Origin of the sequence: Flavobacterium sp. 28YEA47A (genome assembly GCF_041262125.1) — a bacterium.
GTDB lineage: Bacteria > Bacteroidota > Bacteroidia > Flavobacteriales > Flavobacteriaceae > Flavobacterium.
Genome location: NZ_JBGCCI010000001.1, coordinates 281,493 through 302,976 on the forward strand (window position 1 = coordinate 281,493; position 21,484 = coordinate 302,976).

The following is a 21,484-nucleotide window of genomic DNA, read 5'->3' on the forward strand; positions in this document are numbered from 1 at the left end:
TAACGATTATCTGAAGTTTCAGGAATGGCATTAACTAAACTTTATCACTAAGAATAACCTATCAAAGATGGGAAGTTTTTCAAAAACTTTGTTTCTTTGTAGAAATTGGAAAAAATGATCCAGGCAAAAAATCTACATAAATATTACGATAAGCTCCACGTACTAAAAGGCGTTGATCTTCATATTGAAAAAGGTGAAATCGTATCTATTGTGGGAGCTTCCGGTGCAGGAAAAACCACACTGCTTCAAATTTTAGGCACATTGGATAAACCCAATATAGAAAACGGAACTCAGTTACAGATTGACGGAGAAAACATCTTGCAGCTTAATGACAAGGCACTTTCCCGTTTCAGAAACCTGAAGCTCGGATTCATATTCCAATTCCACCAGCTTTTACCTGAATTTACAGCATTGGAAAATGTCTGTATACCCGCTTTTATTGCCGGAAAATCAAAATCGGAAACCGAAGCAGAAGCAAAAAGACTTTTAGACTATTTAGGTTTGTCACATAGGATTGACCATAAGCCGGGAGAACTTTCAGGCGGCGAACAACAACGTGTGGCCGTTGCACGATCACTTATCAACAAGCCTGCTGTTATTTTCGCCGATGAGCCATCCGGAAACCTGGATACTGTTTCTGCGGAAAATCTGCACCAATTGTTCTTTAAACTTAGGGATGAGTTTGGGCAAACATTTGTAATTGTCACACACAATGAAGAACTGGCCAATATGGCGGACAGAAAACTGGTAATGTCTGACGGATTAATTCCGTAATGCTAAATCCGGCATCTAATTATGACTGATACTGAGCTAAAAATCTTTCTTGACGAAAAGGTTGAATTATACAATAATCCTGATTTTATTGAATCCGACCCGATTCAGATTCCGCATGCTTTTTCAATAAAGGAAGATATTGAGATTGCCGGATTCTTAAGCGCGATTATTGCGTGGGGAAATCGGAAAATGATTATCAATAATTCCAAAAAAATGATGGAATTGATGGGAAATTCTCCTTACGATTTTATCATGACGCATCAGGAGTATCAATTGGAACGTCTGGAGAATTTCGTACACAGAACTTTCAACGGACAGGATTTTATTAGTTTTATTAAGGCCATACAGAATATTTACTCCAACCATAATGGATTGGAAGCTGTCTTTTTGAAAAACCAAAAAGAAAATTCCATGCAGCATAGTATTCATGAATTCAAAAAAATCTTCTTTGAAGTCGAACACTTGCAAAGAACCCAAAAACATATTTCTGATCCGCTGAATAATTCTGCTGCCAAAAGAATCAATATGTTTTTAAGATGGATGGTTCGCCAGGATAAAAAAGGCGTCGACTTTGGAATCTGGAAAACAATTTCACCTTCTGCCCTGTCCTGCCCGCTTGATGTGCATTCCGGAAATGTGGCACGAAAACTGGGACTTTTAAATCGAAAACAGAACGATGCCAAGGCTTTGGCTGAACTGGATTTACAATTGCGAAAACTCGATCCGAATGATCCTGTAAAATATGATTTCGCTTTATTTGGTTTGGGCGTGTTTGAAGGATTTTCTTCTGATTAACCGCTTACAATAGGTTGCCTGAAATCCCGGCAATCTGAGAAGTCCAAATTTTAACGTACCTTTGCCCAAAATTTATATAGTATGTCAACTTTTGAGCAATTCAACCTTCCTAAATCTTTACAAAAAGCAATTGATGATTTAGGATTCACTTCACCTACACCAATTCAGGAAAGGTCATTTTCTGTAATTGCATCAGGACGTGACATGATGGGAATTGCCCAAACTGGTACAGGTAAAACATTTGCTTACCTCATGCCTCTGTTAAAACTATATAAGTTCACTCCTACGCATACTCCAAAAATCGTGATCCTGGTTCCAACCAGAGAATTGGTTGTACAGGTTGTAGAAGAAGTTGAAAAGTTAACCAAATACATGTCGGTTAGAACTCTTGGTATTTACGGAGGCGTAAATATTAATACCCAAAAAACGTCTGTTTATCAAGGGATAGATATTTTGGTAGGTACACCCGGCCGTGTCATGGATTTAGCTTTAGACAATGTATTGCGTTTTGATGAAACCCAAAAGTTAGTCATTGATGAATTTGATGAAATGCTGAATCTTGGTTTCCGCGTACAGCTTACTTCCATATTAGCGATGATGCGTCCAAAACGTCAAAACATTCTTTTTTCTGCTACGATGACTGATGAAGTCGATGCCGTACTGGAAGATTATTTTGACTTTCCCGAAGAAGTTTCATTGGCTCCATCTGGAACACCATTAGAAAAAATCAAACAGGTTAAATATTCTGTTCCTAATTTCAACACAAAAATCAACCTGTTAAAACACCTTTTATCAACTGACGAGTCAATGTCCCGAATCTTGGTTTTCGTGAACAACAAACGTTTTGTTGATATGATTTACGATCGTATTGAAGAAGACTTCGGCGATCAGTTTGGTGTGATTCATTCCAACAAGTCTCAGAACTATCGTCTTACTACCATGCAGGATTTCCAAAAAGGAGATCTGCGAGGAATCATTACGACAGATGTCATGGCAAGAGGTTTGGATATTTCTGATATTACCCATGTATTGAATTTTGATGTTGCAGAAATTCCTGAACAATATATACACAGAATCGGAAGAACGGGTCGTGCTGACAAAGAAGGAACAGCTATCAGTTTTGTAAGCAAAAAAGAGGAAGAGGCTTTTATAGAATGTGAAATGCTTATGGATAAGGAAGTAGATACTCTTCCAATTCCTGAAGGAGTTGAGATTTCAACCGTTCTTATCGAATCAGAAAAAGTAAAACAGCCGGTTAAGCTTTTAATGAAAAAAGTAAAAAAAGACGGTGGTACTGCTTTTCATGAAAAATCAGATAAGAATAAAAAAGTCAATCTGGGCGGTCCTGGTAAAACAAAACCGAGAAAGACAAAACCGAGAAACCGTGCTGTTGAAAGAACCCGCGACAAAAAGAAGAAAGATAAAGGCAAATAATATCTAGCTAGAATTTGGTAAAAACCAAGCAGACAGGCGCACAAAGCTCGATTCGTTTTCCTGTATCTGAAAGTTTACCCATAGTTTTATCAATCTTAAAGATTACTATTTCATTTGTGTATTGATGCGCTACCAATAGGAACTTACCGCTGGGATCTATTGCAAAATTTCTAGGCCCATTTCCTTTAGTACTCACCTGATTGACTAAATCCAATGTGCCTTTTTTATCAATTGCAAAGACATTGATTGTATTGGCATCACCTCTGTTTGTAGCATATAAAAAATGTCCGTCAGGTGTAATATGAATGTCTGCCGCACTGTTTTCTCCTTTAAAATCTTTGGCTACAACAGTAGTTTCCTGAAGCTGTTTTAAAGAACCGTTTTTATATTTAAAAACGGTAAGTGTTCCGTCCAATTCCTGAAGCAAGTAGACAAATTTTCCGTCATTGCTAAACGTAAGATGGCGGGGGCCGCTTCCCGGTTTCACAGCAATCTTATCCTTTAATTCCAATACTTTTTCCGGAGCATTTTTATCGTATTTGTATACGTAAATCATATCTGTTCCCAAATCATTTGCCAAGACGTATTTTTTATCCGGTGAAAAATAAACCATATGTACGTGGGCGCTTTCCTGTCGGTTAGTATTGATTCCTTTTCCGGTATGTTTTACAAGCTGTTTGGCTTCCTTTAGGCTACCATCGGCTTTCTTTTCAAAAACCGCGATGCTTCCGCCGGAATAATTCGCGACAATTACATTTTTGTCGTCATTAATAATATAACAAGGATCAGCTCCTTTAGAATCCTGAGAGTTTAGCAGTTGTAATTTGCCGTTTTTGGAATCAAATTTAAAAGAGCTTATTTTACTGTCTGCTCCATTTTCGTTGACACTATAGATATATTTATTATTCTCAGAAACCGTGAGGTAACTCGGATTATCCGTTTTTTGTGTATTTTTTAAAGAAAAGTCACCGGTATCCGGGCTAAAATCATAAACATAAATTCCTTTGCTATCACAGGAATTAGTATAAGTTCCTACGATCAGATTGTAAATTTTATCCTGGGCATTTGCAGTCGCAACAAATAAAAAAACGAGAAGCAGGAAGTTGATTTTTTTCATTTTAAAAAATTTATTTAAAGCAAAAATAAGGCTTCAAATAGCAAAAGCATCTTCAGGAAATGTTAATTCTGATTCAATGCATAAATATCTAAAGATTCGTTTTTTTAGCTACAGATTACAAAGATTTGCGCAGATTTTTAGACATTCAATCATTTTAATCTTTTAATCTGTGGCATTTTGAATTAACCTGATTTAATATTCCAAAAAAATCTCCAAACTAGCTACGACAACTGCCAACTAATTTGTATTTTTGACAAACTTTCAATAAATGCAGTTCAAACACCCTGAAATTCTTTACTTCCTTTTCTTATTGGTTATTCCAATTCTGGTTCATTTATTTCAACTGCGTCGTTTCAAGAAAGAATATTTTACCAACGTACATTTCCTAAAAGAATTAGCTATACAAACCCGAAAAAGTTCGCGGTTAAAAAAATGGCTTTTATTGCTTACCCGATTATTTCTTCTGGCTTGCTTAATTATTGCTTTTGCACAGCCTTTTTTCCAGGCTAAAGACAGCAAAGGAATCACCAATGAAATGTTTATCGTTCTTGACAATTCCTTTTCTATGCAGGCTAAAGGAAAACAAGGTGAGCTTATGAAAAGAGCTGTACAGGAATTATTGGAAAGTGCTCCGGAAAACCAGACTTTTTCCCTAATTACCAATTCAGAAGTTTTCTGGAACACAGATATAAAATCCATCCAAAGAGAATTACAAAACCTAAAATACAGCGCATCGCCATTTGTTTTAGACAACCTGATGGCTAAAATCAAATCCAGAAAATCGCCTTACAACAAGGATATTGTGATTATCACGGATGCTGTAGGATTACAGCCAAAACAGCTCAAAAGTATTGACAGTACATCCAATACTTACTTTATCATTCCAAAAGCAGAACAAAAGAACAATGTAGCTATTGACAGTGTTTTTATAGAGCAGGCTTTAGACAATTTTTATGAAATAGGTATCAAGCTTTCTTCGTATGGTGACAATGAAAAGGATATTCCAATTTCACTTTACAACAACAAAAAGCTGATTGCCAAAACAATAGTCAATTTTGACGGTAAAGAAAAATCTATCAATTTTACTATTCCAAAAGAAGATTTTAACGGTTATGCCTTGATTGAGGACAACGCATTACAATATGATAATCAGTTGTTTTTTAGTATTTCAAAGCCTCAAAAGATGAATATCGTTAGTATTGGACAGCCTGAAAAAAGCAGCTTCCTGAAAAAAATCTATTCCGACAACGAATTCATTTTTACCAATTTCGATTTAAAATCATTGGATTACAATATTCTGGAAAAACAAGATGCTATCATCTTAAATGAAGTTCCTGAAATTCCTCAAGCCTTACAGACTACTTTAAAATCTTTTGTAGAAAAAGGTGGCAATCTGGTTGTTATTCCTTCTTCTGAAAGCAGTATTTCAAACCTGAATAGCCTGATGGGGAATTTTGGAAAGATACAATTCCAATCTTTAGAAAACAGCGAAAAACTGGTTACCAAAATTGCATTTAACCATCCGCTGTACAGTACCGTTTTTGAGAAAAAAATTGAGAATTTCCAATATCCAAACGTCAGCAGTTCGTATAAAATTTCAAGTGTTTATCCTGCAATATTGAGTTTCGAAGACCAAAATGCTTTTTTAACTGCTGTGCAAAATCCGGTCAGTTCGGTATATGTGTTTTCGGCTCCGATCAATAAAAACAATTCTAATTTCCAGAATTCGCCTTTGATCGTGCCTACTTTTTACAATATGGCTTTAAGCAGCCAGAAAACAGGAATCAGCGCATTGACAATTGGCGAAAATGGCCCGTTCTTGATTGACGCTTCTTTATCTAAAGATGAAATTGTTGAAATCAAGAGCCTTTCTGGTGATACAGATGAAAAGTTCATTCCAATGCAGCAGATATTGAATAATAAAGTAAAACTTACATTCAACGATTTCCCTCAGGAAGCAGGGAACTTTGGAATTTACAAACAAGACAATCTGTTAAAAGAAATCAGCTTTAATTATGCCCGAACAGAAAGCAATATAGAGGCTTCAAATGAATCTATATTGTCCGATTATAATGTTATTGGAAGCATTGATGAAGTCTTTGATACTTTGCAGACCAACAGAACGGACAATGAAATATGGAAATGGTTTGTGTTTTTGACACTGCTCTTTTTAGTCACTGAAATATTGATACAAAAATTCGTAAAATGAACCTAATTATCAAACAAGCTAAAATTATTGATCCTAAAAGCCCTTATCATAATGAGACTGCCGATTTAAAAATTGAGAACGGTGTCATTACAAAAATTGGAAAAAAGCTCCAAAATCCTGATAAGCTCAAGGAGATAACACTTGAAGGTCTTCATATATCACAAGGCTGGTTTGATTCCAGTGTCAGCTTAGGCGAACCGGGCTTTGAAGACAGGGAAACACTTTCTAACGGACTGAATGTTGCCGGAAAAAGCGGTTTTACAGCCATTGCTTTACAACCAAATGCTTTCCCAATTCCTGACAGCCAATCTGGAATCAGCTTTACAAAAAGAAAAGCAGAAGGTGCTGCTACCGATTTATTTCCTATTGGCGCCCTGACTAAAGTAAGCGAAGGGAAAGATCTTGCAGAGCTGTTCGATATGAAAAATTCTGGCGCGGTAGCTTTTGGAGATTACAACAAAAGCTTATCAAATGCCAACTTGCTAAAAATTGCCCTACAATATGTACAGGATTTTGACGGATTAGTCATCGCCTACTCACAAGATTCTGACATTAAAGGCGCAGGTGTTGCTAACGAAGGTATTGCAAGCACCAGACTGGGCTTAAAAGGCATTCCTTCACTAGCCGAAGAATTGCAGATTTCAAGGAATTTGTTTATCTTGGAATATACCGGTGGAAAATTACATATCCCGACTATCTCGACAGCAAAATCAGTACAGCTAATTAAAGAAGCCAAAGCCAAAGGCCTGAATGTGACTTGCAGTGTGGCTGTGCATAATTTAGTCTTGACCGACGAAAAATTGGATGGTTTTGATACCCGATATAAAGTAACGCCTCCACTACGAAGCGAATCCGATAGAAAAGCATTGGTAAAAGCGGTAAAAGACGGAATCATCGATATGATTACATCCGATCATAATCCAATGGACATCGAGCATAAAAAAATGGAATTTGATATGGCTAAAAACGGAACTATAGGCTTGGAAAGTGCTTTTGGTGCTCTATTGACCGTACTTCCATTAGAGACCGTAATTGAAAAATTGATTTCCGGGAAAGAAATTTTCAGCATTGATGAAAACATCATTAAAGAAGGAAACAAGGCTGTCCTGACATTATTTAACCCGGAAGAAAAATGGACATTTGGTAAAGAAAACATCTTGTCAAAATCAAAAAACTCCGCTTTTCTGGGACAATCGATGAAAGGAAAAGCATACGGAATATACAATAACAACCAATTAATCTTAAACAACTAGATTATGGAAAATACAATTAACGAAGGAAAAAACATTGCTATCATAACCCACCTTACCATTATAGGAACAATAATCGCTGCGGTATTAAATGGCGATAAAAAAAATGCCTTTGCCGGTTTTTATATCCGCCAGACTTTGGGAATTTTTCTTTTGTTCTTCGCTTTAGGCTATCCAGTAGGATTGTTTGACAGCTGGATGATTTCATCTGCTTTATATATCTTTATTTTCATATTGTGGGCATACAGTTTTGTGAGCGCACTTCAAGGGCAAATGAACAAGATTCCTCTTTTGGGAGGTTTTTTCCAAAAAGCATTTAAAAACCTTACTTAAAAAGTAATGAAATCAAATATAGAATACCTCATTCGAGAACCTAAAATAAAAAAAGAAAAGAATCCGCTGTTGTTATTACTTCACGGGTATGGAAGCAATGAGGAAGATTTATTTTCTTTTGCAGCTGAACTTCCTGATGAATATTATGTAGTTTCGGCGCGCGCTCCTTATAACCTGAATCCGTATGGGCATGCCTGGTATGCTATCAATTTTGATGCGGACGAAAATAAATTTTCAGACACAGACCAGGCCAAGGAATCAAGAGACATTATTGCTAAGTTAATCAACGAGCTCATTTCTGAGCTTCCTATTGATTTTCAGAATGTCACATTAATCGGATTCAGTCAGGGAACAATCTTGAGCTATGCAGTTGCACTAAGTTATCCTGAAAAAGTCAAAAATGTCATTGCATTAAGCGGCCATATCAATACTGACTTACTGGTTCCCGGTTATGAAAAAAATGATTTCAGGCATCTGAATATGTTTATTTCACACGGAACCGTTGATCAGGTTATTCCGGTAGAATGGGCCCGAAAAGCACCTGATTTGCTAAAAAAGTTAGGGATTGAAGCAACCTATAAAGAATATCCTATAGGTCATGGCGTATCGCCACAAAATTTTTACGATTTTAGAAACTGGCTTGAAAATCATCAATAAAAAAAGGATTCCGATTTGGAATCCTTTTTAGTATGTTTTAATCTTCTGCCTTGTCGCTTCCGGTTATGACCTCCTCATTAATCAGCGCCCCGGCATACATCAGCGAATCGCCTTTCATCAATTGGTAGCCATTTGTAGTTTTCAATTTCCAATCGTCTTTTACATAAGGCTTACCTTCTGCCTCTCTTTCCATTATCATTGATGTTTTTTGATTTGGCATAAAAAGCTCGGCTTTGTTTCCTCCATTTTCTTCCAAAATAGCAAAAGCACTATAAACTGCATCTCCTTGTTTTACTTCTGCCGCCGGATTTAAACGAATACCCACCTCAAATGGGCGGACACAATTTCTTTTCAATTCAGACCAGGTATAGCCAGCCGAAGCCACGCATCCTTTATCGTCTTTATCGTTTCCTACTACTGTTCCCAAGCTGTCTTTTTGAATTGACAAATCAGAGCTCTTGCCTAAATCCTTACAGGAAAAAGCTGAAACAGTAACAAAGGCCAACAAAAATATTTTTTTCATAATCGTTTAGGGTTTGTTCTTGATAGCCTATAAAATTATAAAAAAACTTCTACTTTAAAGTGTTAGGATAAATAAAAGTATCCATGGTTTCATATTCAGTAGGCTTTCCTTCCTGCTTGAAATATTTAATCATGACTTCGCCCCAGGCTTTTCCAATACTAAAATCAGCAATAATCCAACGGCTGTTTAAGATTTTTACTTTGTTGATAATTGCCCTGTTGCCGTTAATCATGTCATATTTTGTAAGCGGATTGCCTCCTGGCTTTTCGTTTAGAGAACTGATTTCATCACGGATTTCAGTAGATAGCTGATTGATGTCAAATTTGTCAAAATATTCTATCGCATTATCATTGTATTCCAAAGAAAAATAATTTGCATCCAGAACCTGATTGTTCAATGCAGTTATAGAATCTTTTTTTGCTTTGGATTCTTTTTGAAAATTAGTTATTCTGTCTTCTTCAAATTTCACTTTTTTAGTAAAATACATATAAGTAAAAATGTTCAGCAATACAGATAAAATGAAAAGATATAACAGCGGTTTTTTCATTATTTGGTGGGTTTAAATGGTTATTTGCAGATTGTCATACGCCAAATATACGTTTTCAGGAAGCAGCTTTTCTACTTCATCATGAAATCCCATTCTATGGCTGATATGGGTGAGATAGGCCTTTTCCGGACCTACAATTTTTATAAATTCCAACGCTTCTTCCAGATTGAAATGAGAATTATGCGGTTCTTCCCGTAAGGCATTAACAACAAGCACTTTCAGTCCCTTTAGTTTATTTATCTCAGAAGGTTCAATAGTCTTGACATCTGTCAGATAAGCGAAATCGTCTATCCTGTACCCGAAAACCTGAAGGTCACCATGCATAACGTTAATCGGAATAGCTTTTTTATCGCCTATATCGAAACTTTGTCCGTTAATTACTTCTATTGGCTCAACAGACGGCGCACCCGGATATTTATTGACGGTTTCAAAAACATAATCAAATCTGCGTTTAAGAGATTCTAAAACCCGTTCGTGCAGATAGATTGGAATATTTCCCTGCCTGAAGTTAAACGGACGGATATCATCCAATCCTGCAGTATGGTCTGAATGTTCATGCGTAAAGAGAATGCCATCAATTTTTGGGCATTTGGAAATCAGCATTTGTTGCCTGAAATCCGGCCCGCAATCAATGACAAAGGAATGATTCTCCCAAGAAATCCAAACAGAAACACGAAGACGCTTGTCTTTTGCGTTGGTGCTTTTACATACGGGATGTTCGCTTCCTATCACCGGAATGCCTTGTGAAGTTCCCGTACCTAAAAAATAGACTTTCAATTGACGTTAATTTTTTACAAAAATAGGATTAATTCCCTTTAATAAAAGCCCTATTTTGTTAACTTTGCAAAGTATTATCACTATTATGAGAAACGACGAAAACGAGATTAAACTTAAAGGAGATAAGGTCATCGAGCAAATTCCTTCCGTAAAGGATAAGGCTCTCCGTATCAACTTGAATGAAAATATATATGGTACTTTTGCCGAAATTGGTGCCGGTCAGGAAACTGTAAGGCATTTCTTTAGAACAGGCGGTTCTTCTGGAACAATCGCGAAGGCAATGTCTGCCTATGACAAGGATTTTAGCGATGCTATTTACGGTGCTGAAGCTGACGGAAGATATGTTACTGAGGCCCGACTTAAAAAAATGCTTTCTCACGAAGTAAAGCTTGTAGAGCAGCGTCTTAAAAGAGATAAGCACCCTAGCAAAATGTTTTTCAGCTACGCCAATACGGTAGCTACAATTGACTTTGCTAAACAATTCAAAGGACATGGTTGGGTAGGAATCAAATACCAGATTGAACCGGACGAAGATTATAATGAAATCATACTCCATATCCGTTTTAAAGAAACAGATGCCCGATTACAACAAGAAACTCTTGGTATTCTTGGTGTTAATTTGATTTATGGCGCTTTTTACAAATACAACGATCCGAAAAAATTATTACGCTATCTCTACGACCACCTGGACAAAGACCAATTGGAAATTGACACTATTAATTTTTCTGGTCCTCGTTTTGCTGACGTCGACAACCGTTTGATGAGTCTTCAATTGGTTAAAAACGGAATGACTGATGCTGTAATGTTTGATCCTGAAGGAAATAACGTTTTGCCTGCTGCGGTACTTTACAAAAAGAACATTCTTGCTTTAAGAGGAAGTTTCCGTCCTGTAACCCGTGTAAACATGGATATGTACGAGAAATCATTACAGATGTTTCTAGAAGAAAATAAAGTAGAAAAAGAAAACACATTGGTTGTTTTTGAAATTACGCTGTCCAACCTACGTTCGGATGGTGAAATTGACGAAAGAGACTTTATGGACAGGGCTGAATTGCTTTGTTCGTTAGGACAAACCGTAATGATCTCCAACTTCCAGGAATATTATAAGGTGGTAGAATATTTCTCTAACTACACTAAAGCCCGTATGGGACTAGCTATGGGAGTCAGCAACCTTGTAGATGTTTTTGATGAAAAATATTACCGTCACTTAAGCGGCGGTATCCTTGAAGCCTTTGGTAAATTATTCTATCGCGACTTGAAGGTATTCCTATATCCAATGAAAGATGAGCACGGCGTAGTCATCAATTCAGAAAACCTGAAAGTACATCCTAGAATGAAAGAACTGTACAAATTCTTCAAATTCAACGGAAAAGTAGTCGACATAACCGATTTTGATGAGCACGATTTAGAAATCTTCTCTCGTGAAGTTCTGAAAATGATCAGCAAAGGAAAACCGGGCTGGGAAAGCATGCTGCCGAAAGGTATTGCCGAAATGATTAAAAGAGATAATCTTTTTGGATATGACCCAAAAAAGCTGGTAGAAGAAAGCACAAATTAATTTCGACACATATTATTAAATTTAGAAAAGAGCGCCTTCTACTAAATCCTATTAGAAGACAACTCCAAATCTGTGATTTTGAACAATACAAAAAATTATATTTTCACTTCTGAAAGATTGGGTTTCAGAAACTGGATTTCTGAAGATGTTGAGCAAATGGCCCAGGTAAATAGCAATCCAAATGTAATGGAGTTTTTTCCTTCTATTCCAACTTTGGAACAGACAAAAGCCTTTGTTGAAAGAATGCAGAAGCAATTTTCAGATAAAAAGTATTGCTATTTTGCCGTTGACGCATTACAAAACGGCACTTTTATCGGATTTATTGGATTATCTGATAAAGATTTTGAATCCGATTTTACACCTTCTGTTGATATTGGCTGGAGGCTGTCTGAAGAACATTGGTACAAAGGTTATGCAACCGAAGGAGCCAAGGCCTGTTTGAAATATGGTTTTGAAAAATTAAACCTTGAAAAAATTATTGCTACAACGCCTAAAATAAACCTAAAATCGGAGGAAGTAATGAAAAAAATCGGAATGGTAAAGGTAAAAAACTTTGACCATCCCTTACTCTTACAGGATAACCGACTTAAGGATTGTCTTCTTTACGAAATAACAAATCCTGGTTAAACTACTTACTTTGATTTTCATACAATAAAAAAGCAGTATCAATTGATACTGCTTTTTTTATGGTTGCCACAATCTATTTCAATATTTGGTTGGCATGCGCCTTGGTTTTTACATCTGTAATTACCTCTTCGATAATCCCATTTTCATCAATTACAAAAGTAGTCCTATGAATTCCGTCATAGGTTCTACCCATAAACTTTTTAGGGCCCCAGACACCAAAAGCCTGTATTACCTCCTTATCTTCATCTGCCAGCAAAGGAAAAGGAAATTTAAATTTATCCCTGAATCTTCCTTGTGCTTTTTGAGAATCTGCACTTACTCCAAGAAGTTCGTAATTATTCGCTTTAAAACGTTCAAAATTATCGCGTAAGTCGCAAGCTTCGGCAGTGCAGCCAGGCGTATTGGCCTTAGGATAAAAGAAAACTACTAATTTTTTTCCTTTATAATCTGCTAACTGGTGAAATTTTCCGTCCTGGTCAAAGCCTGAAAAATCAGGTGCTTTGTCTCCTGCTTTTAATGTCGTCATATTTTTGGTATTGGGTTTTAGAAAGTTGGAAAAAGGAAAAACTAAATATTTATCCTAATTTTACATTTATAAAAATAGCTAAAAATGACCAAAAAAGAACGCGCCACATTTGTTATTAATACGTTAAAAGAGTTATATCCCACTATTCCAGTACCGTTAGACCATAAAGATGCCTATACTTTGCTGATTGCCGTTTTATTATCGGCACAATGTACTGATGTTCGTGTTAACCAGATTACACCTTTGCTGTTTGCTAAAGCTGATAATCCTTATGACATGGTAAAAATGACTGTTGAAGAAATTCAGGATATTATTCGTCCGTGTGGGCTATCTCCTATGAAATCAAAAGGAATTTACGGATTATCACACATACTTATTGAAAAATACAATGGTGAAGTTCCTCAAAGCTTTGAAGGTCTGGAAGAACTTCCGGCAGTAGGTCATAAAACAGCCAGCGTTGTCATGTCGCAGGCTTTTGGAGTTCCTGCCTTTCCGGTAGATACGCATATCCACCGATTGATGTACCGCTGGGGACTCTCAAACGGAAAAAATGTAGTACAGACTGAAAAAGATGCAAAAGCTATTTTTCCAAAAGAATTATGGAATGACCTTCATCTTCAGATTATCTGGTATGGAAGAGAATATTCCCCGGCTAGAGGTTGGAATTTAGAAAAAGATATTATTACCCGCACTATAGGCAGTAAAAAGGTACTGGCTGAACTGGCTGGAAAATAAAAAAATATCCCGACAATAAATTATCGGGATATTTTATCAATTAGCAATCGACTCGAATTTAAGCCCTTTTACTTTGATATAGTTCAAGGCTTTAGAGTAATTCAATAAAAATGATATTGTCTCTTTTTTGGGCTGCATTGGTTTTGTTGCTAATGATTTTTTAGAGTAGATTTTTGCCATATAATAATTTACTAGGTTATTTCTACTACAACGCAACAATGCAGGTAATATTGTTAGTTTGTTAAGATTATTTGATGCTTGTCAATAACTTTTCTTAAGTTCATCAGAGCGTAACGCATTCTTCCTAGCGCCGTATTGATGCTAACTCCCGTCAATTCAGAGATTTCTTTAAAACTAAGGTCTTGATAAATTCTCATCAATAGTACTTCTTTCTGGTCATCAGGAAGTTCTTCGATTAATTTTTTCAGGTCTTTTTCTACTTGAGCCGTAATCATTCTGCTTTCAATATTTGGGCAAGAATCAGAAATGACAGAGAAAATAGAAAATTCTTCTGTCTCTCTGGACATTGGCATTTTTTTGCCTCTCCTGAAATGATCTACGATAAGATTGTGTGCAATTCGCATAACCCAAGGAAGAAATTTCCCTTCTTCATTATACGATCCTGATTTCAAGGTTTTGATGACTTTAATAAAAGTGTCCTGAAAAATATCATCAGTAATATCTCTGTCAGAAACCTTGGAGTAGATAAATCCATAGATTTTTGACTGGTGTCTGTCGATAAGTGATGCAAGAGCGACTTCGTCACCTGCCACATATCTTTTTACCAACAAAGCGTCTGGGGTTTGAACATTTGCCATAGTATTACCTTTTAGTTTTTGGTTGTAAATGAAAAATAGATATTCTAAAAAGTAATTTTTTGTTATAGGCAACTGTTAAATTAAAATTAATAATGAACCAAATGTAGTGTTATTTTTTTTATAGTACAAAACATAATATTGAATTTTAACATAAAACCTTATGATAAAATAAATCCTAACAATGATTTTCCGCCAAAATATGGCAAATTCCCATACATTTACGACTCCGTTAACATTGAAATCATTATGCTTTCTCAATTTTAGAGTATCGGCTTGCTTCACTCAAAATTAATTATCTTTGTACCTCTCAAAACAGGCTATGACAACTGATATAACAAAAATTGAACCAAAATCAAATATTATCATCAAAGGTGCTCAGATTCACAATCTTAAGAATCTTGATGTTGTAATTCCAAGGAATAAATTTGTAGTCATTACAGGGCTTTCCGGCTCAGGAAAATCAAGCCTGGCCTTTGATACGCTCTATGCCGAGGGTCAGAGAAGATATGTGGAAAGTCTTTCTTCTTATGCCAGACAGTTTCTTGGACGATTAGACAAACCAAAAGTAGAATACATCAAAGGAATCGCCCCGGCAATTGCTATTGAGCAGAAAGTCAACACAACAAATGCCCGATCAACGGTTGGAACTTCTACAGAAATATACGATTACCTGAAATTGCTTTTTGCACGAATCGGGAAAACCTACTCGCCTGTTTCCGGACAGGAAGTCAAAAAAGACAGTGTTACGGACGTTATCAACGAGGTAAAATCATTTGAATTGGATAGTCGATGGTTGCTTCTGGCTCCTATCCACCTGGAAGACGGACGTGCACTTGAAGATAAACTGAAAGTGTTATTACAACAAGGATTTGCCCGTATCCTGATTGATAACGAAATGGTTAGGCTTGACGAAATAGACGGACATTCGCTAGATAACAAAGATATATTATTGATTATCGACAGGATTGTCGTTAAAGAGGAAGAAGAATTTTATAACCGACTTGCCGATGCGATCCAGACTGCTTTTTATGAAGGCAAAGGTGTCTGCTATCTGCAAGAATTAAATACGGATAAGCGTTTTACGTACAGTAATAATTTTGAACTGGACGGAATACAATTCTTTGAACCAAACGTACATCTTTTTAGCTTTAATAATCCTTATGGCGCCTGCCCTACCTGTCAGGGTTATGGAAATGTCATTGGAATTGATGAAGATTTGGTTATTCCAAACACAGCACTTTCTATTTTTGAAAATGCCATTTATCCGTGGCGTGGTGAAAGCATGAGCTGGTATCGCGATGAACTGGTTAAGAATGGCTATAAATTCGATTTCCCTATCCACAAGCCGTATTACGAGCTTACTGAAGAACAAAAAGCATTAGTCTGGAAAGGCAATAAGGAATTTGTCGGATTGAACGATTTCTTTAAAGAACTTGAGGTAAAAAATTATAAGATACAAAACCGCGTGATGCTTTCCCGCTACAGAGGCAAAACCAAATGCCCTGATTGTAGAGGAAAACGCCTCCGTGAAGAAGCTAATTATGTAAAAGTAGCCGACAAGACAATTTCTGATTTGGTCGATTTGCCAATCAAAAGACTTGTCACATTCTTTAAAGAATTGGAACTTTCAGAATACGATTTCAAAGTAGCAAAACGCCTATTGTTGGAAATCAATAATCGTTTGGCTTTCTTATCAGAAGTTGGGCTTGACTATCTTACCTTAAATCGAAATTCTGCCACCTTGTCCGGAGGTGAATCACAGCGAATTAATCTGGCTACATCCCTAGGAAGCAGCCTGGTAGGCTCGATGTATATTTTAGATGAACCAAGTATCGGACTTCATCCAAAAGACACGGAGAGATTGATAAAAGTTTTGATTTCACTTCGTGATTTGGGAAATACGGTTATCGTGGTCGAACATGATGAAGACATCATGAAAGCAGCGGATATGATTATCGATATTGGTCCGGAAGCGGGAACTTTTGGCGGTGAATTGGTCGCACAGGGAACTTTTAATGAAATCCTTAACTCATCATCACTTACGGCCAAATACCTGAACGGACAAGAAGAAATCAAAACACCTCGAATTCGCAGAAAATATAAAAACTTTATCGATATCATTGGCGCACGCGAAAACAATCTTAAAAATATTGATGTTCGTTTTCCTTTGGAAGTGCTTACGGTAATCACGGGAGTTTCCGGTAGTGGAAAAAGTACACTTGTCAAAAAAATACTTTTCCCTGCTATGCAAAAAGCCCTGGAAGGAGTTGGCGAGAAAGCCGGACAATTCAGTGAAATGACCGGAAGTTATCAGCTCATCAAGCATATCGAATATGTTGACCAGAATCCTATCGGGCGAAGTTCACGTTCCAATCCGGTAACGTATATTAAAGCATATGATGATATACGTGACTTGTTTGCCAAGCAAAAATTGTCGCAACTTCGCAATTACCAGCCGAAACATTTCTCTTTCAACGTTGATGGCGGCCGTTGCGAAACCTGTAAAGGTGAAGGTACTATCAATGTAGAAATGGTGTTTATGGCCGATGTTCAATTGGTCTGTGATACTTGCAACGGAAAGCGTTTCAAAAAAGAAATTTTGGAAGTTGCCTACGAAGGAAAAAACATTGACGATATCCTTACGCTGACTATTGATGATGCTGTGGCTTTCTTTTCAGAACACAAGCAGACAAAAATCACTCAGAAACTACAACCATTACAGGATGTAGGATTGGGTTACGTACAGCTTGGGCAATCGTCATCAACACTTTCTGGCGGTGAAGCACAGCGAATCAAACTGGCTTCGTTCCTCGTAAAAGGAGCAACAAAAGATAAGGCATTATTTGTTTTTGACGAACCAACTACCGGATTGCATTTCCACGATATCAAAAAGTTGTTGGCTTCATTTGACGCGTTACTTGACAAAGGGCATTCTATCATTGTGATCGAGCATAATCTTGATCTTATCAAGTGTGCCGATTATATTATAGATATAGGCCCTGAAGGTGGTGAAAATGGAGGACAATTGGTTGCATCAGGAACTCCTGAAGAAATCGTACAGAACAAAAAATCAGTTACCGGAAAATACCTCAAAGAAAAATTATAGTCCTGTTTAACACTAATTTATCATTTCAGGAAGCATGACATTTTAACTTTGGCATGGAACTTGAATATAGTAAAGTGTAAAAGTTAGTTGGTTAACACGAACTGATAAAATATTTAAGAGTTTAATAATTTGGTTGATTATTAAAATTGGTTGGTTAGGTTTGTTATAAATCCCGTTATACTGCAAAGTAGGCGGGATTTATTATTTTAGGAGCTATAATAAAATACAGCTATAGCCGCAGGAATTGCTATCAATATCCAAAGAATAATTCCTTGCAGTATGGGTTTGAATCCTACCGTTGCCAATACTTTTTTTGATAAGCCAGCTCCAATTAGAAAAAGAGTAACCGTCATTCCTATTTTTGATAAACTAACCAGGCTGCCTCCTATTTTCTGAAAAAAAGGAATATAAGTATTCAGTATAATAGCGACTACAAATAAACCAATAAAGTGAGGAATCTTTACTTTAGCTTCTTTGGATTTAAAAATAAGCGAGCTGAAAAAAGCAATCGGAATGATCCATAAGGCTCTTGTAAGTTTTACTGTTGTAGCAATCTGTAAGGCTTCATTTCCATATTTGCTGGCGGCACCTACGACCGAGCTGGTATCCTGTATTGCTATGGCACACCATAGTCCGAATTGCGATTGGGAAAAATGCAACATATGTCCTATAATCGGGAACAGGATAAGCGCAATAGAATTCAGTATAAATATAGTCCCGAGGGCTACGCTGATTTGTTTTTCTTTTGCGTTGATAACCGGAGAAACGGCTGCAATCGCACTTCCGCCACAAATAGCAGTACCGACAGAAATCAGAAAAGATGTTTCTTTATTAATCTTTAGGATTTTCCCAACAATATATCCGGCTATAAGAACACCAAAAATGGAAAATACTGTAAATAAAAATCCACTCTTGCCTGCCTGCAACGCGGTATGCACATTCATTCCGAATCCTAAACCTACTACAGAAATTTGCAGCAAGTAATGGGTTACCTTATGATTGAATTGCAAATACGGGTGTCCAATTGTCTGAGCTGTCAAAATTCCTAAAAATAAGGCAAAAGGAGGCGAAACATAAGTAGAAGCACAAAGCAGAATAAGCGCTATAAACAAAACCTTTCTGAGCGAAATACTTTTCCCGAAAACAATTCTGTTTTGATCTAAAAGTTGGTTGATTTTTTCCATTATTTGATTAATTTATAATGCAAATTTGGAAAGTATCAGAACAATAGAGAAATGACTATTACGAATGTGTTATAACTTAAAGTTATGTAAAGACAAGTGTTTTAGAAAAATATCATTTAAAAAGTGCGTGTCACCTTGCTGTGTAATACAATAGAAAAAGCGTTCTATTTCCAACTCTTTTATATCGACAATTTTTAATTCTCCATTTTTCAGCTCTTTGAATATAGAAGCCACTGATAGAAAGGCATACGAATTGGAACTCAGCAGATAGGATTTGATACTTTCTGTACTTTCAAATTCCATATCAATGGTTAAGGTCGAGAAATTCAATCCTGCTTTTTTTAATGCTGCAATACTAACTTCAAGAGTTCCTGATCCGCTTTCTCTTATTACTAACGGTAATTGTAGCAAATCTTTTAAAGTAATCGCTGTCTTTTTTGAAGTAGGATTAGAAGCACTTGTACATAAAACAATTTCATCCTTGACTAAAGGAATGTATTTTATGTTTTTACGTTTGGTCTGTCCTTCGACTATGCCTAAATTGATTTTATTTTCTAAGAGCAGATTTTCAATATGTTCTGTGTTATTTACAAATAACGCTATTTTCAAATCCGGAAATTTGCGTTTAAAGGAAGCTAAATGTTCCGGTATAAAGTATTGTGCAACGGTTGTACTGGCTCCTATTTTAAGAGTTCCTTTTACGTCTTTTGTCAAGGCTGCAAGGTCAAATTCGATGTCTCTGTAGATATTAAGAATTTCTTCCGCATGGCGCAAAAGTATCTCACCGGCTGGTGTTAGTTTTATTCTTGTTCCGTTTCTTTCAAAGAGTTTGCTTTTATAGAAGGATTCAATTTCATGGATATGTTTGCTGACGGCGGGTTGGGTAATAAACAATTCTTCAGCAGCTTTGGTAAAATTCAGCCGCTTGGCAACGATATAAAAAACCTTTAGCCTAAAGTCCAGCATAACATGAAGAATAAATAAAATTACTTTTTAAGCGAGTTCTTGATTATTGGAATCATCTTTTCCAATACTTGATTAATATCGGCAGAAATCTTGAAAACATAATTCAGATACACATACGTTATCGTAATCAATATCGATTTCAAGGTAATGTTCATAAAGGGATTAAAAGGAAAATCCCAAAAATAAAATGCGATAAACACAAGAGCGATAATCCCAAACGATTTTAGCGTATTAGCGGTAAACGGATACAAATCCATTTTTTTCACTACAAACAAAAGTTTTATGGTGTTATATACAAATATAGAAATAAAAGTTGCCAGAGCCGAACCGGTTATGCCGTACATTGGGATGAAAAGCATGTTCAATCCAATCATCATCGCAACGAGCAGCAATCCGAAAATCAAAACCATTCGGTAGTATTTTGTATTTAGGATAATAGCATTGTTATTTCCTAAAATGACATCATAAAACTTCCCTAGCCCGATTAGAAAAACGCTCCAAAGTCCGGCTTCATAATTTCCCGGAATTACCAGATACAATTCTTTGATATTTAAAAAAATGCCGAGCATTACCAATCCGCCAAAAACCTGCAAGCTGATAGCACTTTTTTTATACAATTCATTTAGTTCCTGCATCTTTTCTTCGCTCATCAATCGGGCGGTAATCGGATAGATAATCTGCAACATGGCACGACTTGGCACGGCAATTACCGTAGCAATATAAATCGCTACAGAGTAGACTGCATTTTTACTGATTTCTTCATAGGCCGGAATCATCACTTTATCAAAATCCAGCAATAATACGGCTACACTTCCCGACAGTATAATGAAAAACGAATAGCCAAAAATATCTTTTGCATTTTCAGGAATCTTGATATGCAGCTTAGGCATTTTGACATACATGGCATAAATCATCATGGCAAGCATCTGCAATCCGTAAGCACCGGCTATGCAATAAATAAAAGTATCTTTTTCAATCCAGCCCATATAAATAGAACACAGAAGAACAGTTGTTACAATTCGAACCAGGACTTCGCTGATAAAATTTCCGAAAACAGATTTCATATGTACCTTAACCCAGGCATAAAAAATCTCGAAATAGCCCATAAAAAGTCCTACAACAGGAATCAACCATAAATATGGCTCAACCGTAGGATTATCTTTTACTATCCACGACTCTATCTGTTCATAGCCAAAAATGGTAATGATAGTAATAGGTACTATCAGCAGAAAAGGCATGAGAAGCATAAAGCTCAGGAATCGTTCCCGCTCGCTTTCTTCTTTATACTTTGCATAAAACCGTATCAGTGTACTATGTACGCCAAACGCCATCAACGGCATCATAATATTGGCAGCAGAAAGCAAAAACGAAACAATACCATAATGTGTTTTCCCTAAAAAACTGGTATAGAGGAAAAGTGCATTAATAGCGCCAATACCAAAACCAAAATAGGTTACGGCGATGTTTTTGGCAGACTGATTTAATACAATTCCCATGGGCAGGTTTTTGATTTATGATTTATGATTTTTGATTTTTGATTTATGAACT

General features: G+C 36.4%; 20 protein-coding genes. 11 read left to right on the plus strand and 9 right to left on the minus strand.

Translation table 11 applies throughout. The features are described from left to right. The first annotated feature begins 114 nt into the window (after positions 1 to 114). The 3 genes from ABH942_RS01330 (at position 115) to ABH942_RS01340 (ending at position 3,003) form a co-directional block, all read left to right on the plus strand. Positions 115 to 774, plus strand: a complete 660-nt coding sequence (locus tag ABH942_RS01330) for an ABC transporter ATP-binding protein (protein WP_370029194.1) — start codon at positions 115 to 117, stop codon at positions 772 to 774. Positions 775 to 795: 21 nt separating this feature from the next. Further along, positions 796 to 1,569 carry a TIGR02757 family protein gene (locus ABH942_RS01335; protein ID WP_370029196.1) on the plus strand — a complete coding sequence of 258 codons (774 nt, stop codon included), beginning with the start codon at positions 796 to 798 and terminating at the stop codon, positions 1,567 to 1,569. Between the two features lie 81 nt (positions 1,570 to 1,650). Then, complete coding sequence (locus ABH942_RS01340) at positions 1,651 to 3,003, plus strand: DEAD/DEAH box helicase (RefSeq protein WP_370029198.1); 1,353 nt, start codon at positions 1,651 to 1,653, stop codon at positions 3,001 to 3,003. 7 nt (positions 3,004 to 3,010) lie between these two features. Here ABH942_RS01340 and ABH942_RS01345 read toward each other — a convergent pair whose 3' ends face one another. Continuing rightward, the gene (locus tag ABH942_RS01345) at positions 3,011 to 4,120 is read right to left on the minus strand and encodes a lactonase family protein (RefSeq protein WP_370029200.1); all 1,110 of its coding nucleotides are present in this window, start codon (positions 4,118 to 4,120) and stop codon (positions 3,011 to 3,013) included. A 268-nt stretch (positions 4,121 to 4,388) separates the two neighbouring features. On the opposite strand from ABH942_RS01345, the gene ABH942_RS01350 reads away from it, so the two are divergent. Genes ABH942_RS01350 through ABH942_RS01365 form a run of 4 tightly spaced genes read left to right on the plus strand, consistent with a single transcriptional unit; the run spans position 4,389 to position 8,569 of the window. Continuing rightward, complete coding sequence (locus ABH942_RS01350) at positions 4,389 to 6,329, plus strand: BatA and WFA domain-containing protein (protein ID WP_370029202.1); 1,941 nt, start codon at positions 4,389 to 4,391, stop codon at positions 6,327 to 6,329. Continuing rightward, a complete protein-coding gene (locus ABH942_RS01355) occupies positions 6,326 to 7,582 on the plus strand; it encodes a dihydroorotase family protein (RefSeq protein WP_370029203.1) in 1,257 nt (418 codons plus the stop codon). The genes ABH942_RS01350 and ABH942_RS01355 overlap by 4 nt, the downstream gene beginning before the upstream one ends. A 3-nt stretch (positions 7,583 to 7,585) precedes the next feature. Beyond that, complete coding sequence (locus ABH942_RS01360) at positions 7,586 to 7,912, plus strand: hypothetical protein (protein WP_370029204.1); 327 nt, start codon at positions 7,586 to 7,588, stop codon at positions 7,910 to 7,912. Between the two features lie 6 nt (positions 7,913 to 7,918). Then, positions 7,919 to 8,569 carry an alpha/beta hydrolase gene (locus ABH942_RS01365; RefSeq protein WP_370029205.1) on the plus strand — a complete coding sequence of 217 codons (651 nt, stop codon included), beginning with the start codon at positions 7,919 to 7,921 and terminating at the stop codon, positions 8,567 to 8,569. Positions 8,570 to 8,606: 37 nt separating this feature from the next. Here ABH942_RS01365 and ABH942_RS01370 read toward each other — a convergent pair whose 3' ends face one another. From ABH942_RS01370 to ABH942_RS01380, 3 genes are read right to left on the minus strand one after another with little or no spacing between them, the layout of a single operon-like run. After that, positions 8,607 to 9,092, minus strand: coding sequence for a hypothetical protein (locus ABH942_RS01370; protein ID WP_370029206.1), 486 nt, complete (start codon positions 9,090 to 9,092; stop codon positions 8,607 to 8,609). Positions 9,093 to 9,141: 49 nt separating this feature from the next. Beyond that, positions 9,142 to 9,639, minus strand: a complete 498-nt coding sequence (locus ABH942_RS01375; RefSeq protein WP_370029207.1) for a hydrolase — start codon at positions 9,637 to 9,639, stop codon at positions 9,142 to 9,144. 12 nt (positions 9,640 to 9,651) lie between these two features. Then, positions 9,652 to 10,416 carry an MBL fold metallo-hydrolase gene (locus ABH942_RS01380; protein WP_370029208.1) on the minus strand — a complete coding sequence of 255 codons (765 nt, stop codon included), beginning with the start codon at positions 10,414 to 10,416 and terminating at the stop codon, positions 9,652 to 9,654. An 85-nt stretch (positions 10,417 to 10,501) separates the two neighbouring features. On the opposite strand from ABH942_RS01380, the gene ABH942_RS01385 reads away from it, so the two are divergent. Beyond that, complete coding sequence (locus ABH942_RS01385) at positions 10,502 to 11,974, plus strand: TonB-dependent receptor (RefSeq protein ID WP_370029209.1); 1,473 nt, start codon at positions 10,502 to 10,504, stop codon at positions 11,972 to 11,974. A 78-nt stretch (positions 11,975 to 12,052) separates the two neighbouring features. Continuing rightward, positions 12,053 to 12,601: a GNAT family N-acetyltransferase gene (locus ABH942_RS01390; RefSeq protein ID WP_370029210.1), complete on the plus strand. Its 549-nt coding sequence runs from the start codon at positions 12,053 to 12,055 to the stop codon at positions 12,599 to 12,601. 73 nt (positions 12,602 to 12,674) lie between these two features. Here the strand turns inward: ABH942_RS01390 and bcp are convergent, their stop codons facing one another. Next, positions 12,675 to 13,127, minus strand: coding sequence for a thioredoxin-dependent thiol peroxidase (gene bcp / locus ABH942_RS01395; protein WP_370029211.1), 453 nt, complete (start codon positions 13,125 to 13,127; stop codon positions 12,675 to 12,677). 84 nt (positions 13,128 to 13,211) lie between these two features. Between bcp and nth the strand changes: the two genes are divergently transcribed. Then, positions 13,212 to 13,862: an endonuclease III gene (gene nth / locus ABH942_RS01400; protein ID WP_370029212.1), complete on the plus strand. Its 651-nt coding sequence runs from the start codon at positions 13,212 to 13,214 to the stop codon at positions 13,860 to 13,862. 233 nt (positions 13,863 to 14,095) lie between these two features. Here the strand turns inward: nth and ABH942_RS01405 are convergent, their stop codons facing one another. Beyond that, the gene (locus tag ABH942_RS01405) at positions 14,096 to 14,680 is read right to left on the minus strand and encodes an RNA polymerase sigma factor (RefSeq protein ID WP_056070645.1); all 585 of its coding nucleotides are present in this window, start codon (positions 14,678 to 14,680) and stop codon (positions 14,096 to 14,098) included. A 319-nt stretch (positions 14,681 to 14,999) separates the two neighbouring features. Between ABH942_RS01405 and uvrA the strand changes: the two genes are divergently transcribed. Continuing rightward, positions 15,000 to 17,786 (plus strand): excinuclease ABC subunit UvrA, encoded by a 2,787-nt coding sequence (gene uvrA / locus ABH942_RS01410; RefSeq protein WP_370029213.1) that lies wholly within the window; start codon positions 15,000 to 15,002, stop codon positions 17,784 to 17,786. Positions 17,787 to 17,992: 206 nt separating this feature from the next. On the opposite strand, the gene ABH942_RS01415 is transcribed toward uvrA, so the two are convergent. The 3 genes from ABH942_RS01415 to ABH942_RS01425 all read right to left on the minus strand — a co-directional run bounded on the left by ABH942_RS01415 (position 17,993) and on the right by ABH942_RS01425 (position 21,432). After that, positions 17,993 to 18,970, minus strand: coding sequence for a YeiH family protein (locus tag ABH942_RS01415; protein WP_370029214.1), 978 nt, complete (start codon positions 18,968 to 18,970; stop codon positions 17,993 to 17,995). Between the two features lie 69 nt (positions 18,971 to 19,039). Beyond that, positions 19,040 to 19,936: a LysR substrate-binding domain-containing protein gene (locus ABH942_RS01420; RefSeq protein ID WP_370029215.1), complete on the minus strand. Its 897-nt coding sequence runs from the start codon at positions 19,934 to 19,936 to the stop codon at positions 19,040 to 19,042. Between the two features lie 20 nt (positions 19,937 to 19,956). Next, positions 19,957 to 21,432 (minus strand): lipopolysaccharide biosynthesis protein, encoded by a 1,476-nt coding sequence (locus ABH942_RS01425; RefSeq protein ID WP_370029216.1) that lies wholly within the window; start codon positions 21,430 to 21,432, stop codon positions 19,957 to 19,959. Positions 21,433 to 21,484 lie beyond the last annotated feature (52 nt).

Excerpts from the sequence above, each read along its gene's own strand:
- ABH942_RS01405 (WP_056070645.1), bottom strand. The coding sequence starts at position 14,680 with ATGGCAAATGTTCAAACCCCAGACGCTTTGTTGGTAAAAAGATATGTG.
- ABH942_RS01350 (WP_370029202.1), top strand. The coding sequence starts at position 4,389 with ATGCAGTTCAAACACCCTGAAATTCTTTACTTCCTTTTCTTATTGGTT.
- ABH942_RS01335 (WP_370029196.1), top strand. The coding sequence starts at position 796 with ATGACTGATACTGAGCTAAAAATCTTTCTTGACGAAAAGGTTGAATTA.
- ABH942_RS01375 (WP_370029207.1), bottom strand. The coding sequence starts at position 9,639 with ATGAAAAAACCGCTGTTATATCTTTTCATTTTATCTGTATTGCTGAAC.
- ABH942_RS01420 (WP_370029215.1), bottom strand. The coding sequence starts at position 19,936 with ATGCTGGACTTTAGGCTAAAGGTTTTTTATATCGTTGCCAAGCGGCTG.
- bcp (WP_370029211.1), bottom strand. The coding sequence starts at position 13,127 with ATGACGACATTAAAAGCAGGAGACAAAGCACCTGATTTTTCAGGCTTT.
- ABH942_RS01360 (WP_370029204.1), top strand. The coding sequence starts at position 7,586 with ATGGAAAATACAATTAACGAAGGAAAAAACATTGCTATCATAACCCAC.
- ABH942_RS01365 (WP_370029205.1), top strand. The coding sequence starts at position 7,919 with ATGAAATCAAATATAGAATACCTCATTCGAGAACCTAAAATAAAAAAA.
- ABH942_RS01415 (WP_370029214.1), bottom strand. The coding sequence starts at position 18,970 with ATGGAAAAAATCAACCAACTTTTAGATCAAAACAGAATTGTTTTCGGG.
- ABH942_RS01370 (WP_370029206.1), bottom strand. The coding sequence starts at position 9,092 with ATGAAAAAAATATTTTTGTTGGCCTTTGTTACTGTTTCAGCTTTTTCC.
- uvrA (WP_370029213.1), top strand. The coding sequence starts at position 15,000 with ATGACAACTGATATAACAAAAATTGAACCAAAATCAAATATTATCATC.
- ABH942_RS01330 (WP_370029194.1), top strand. The coding sequence starts at position 115 with ATGATCCAGGCAAAAAATCTACATAAATATTACGATAAGCTCCACGTA.
- ABH942_RS01340 (WP_370029198.1), top strand. The coding sequence starts at position 1,651 with ATGTCAACTTTTGAGCAATTCAACCTTCCTAAATCTTTACAAAAAGCA.
- ABH942_RS01425 (WP_370029216.1), bottom strand. The coding sequence starts at position 21,432 with ATGGGAATTGTATTAAATCAGTCTGCCAAAAACATCGCCGTAACCTAT.
- nth (WP_370029212.1), top strand. The coding sequence starts at position 13,212 with ATGACCAAAAAAGAACGCGCCACATTTGTTATTAATACGTTAAAAGAG.
- ABH942_RS01345 (WP_370029200.1), bottom strand. The coding sequence starts at position 4,120 with ATGAAAAAAATCAACTTCCTGCTTCTCGTTTTTTTATTTGTTGCGACT.
- ABH942_RS01355 (WP_370029203.1), top strand. The coding sequence starts at position 6,326 with ATGAACCTAATTATCAAACAAGCTAAAATTATTGATCCTAAAAGCCCT.
- ABH942_RS01385 (WP_370029209.1), top strand. The coding sequence starts at position 10,502 with ATGAGAAACGACGAAAACGAGATTAAACTTAAAGGAGATAAGGTCATC.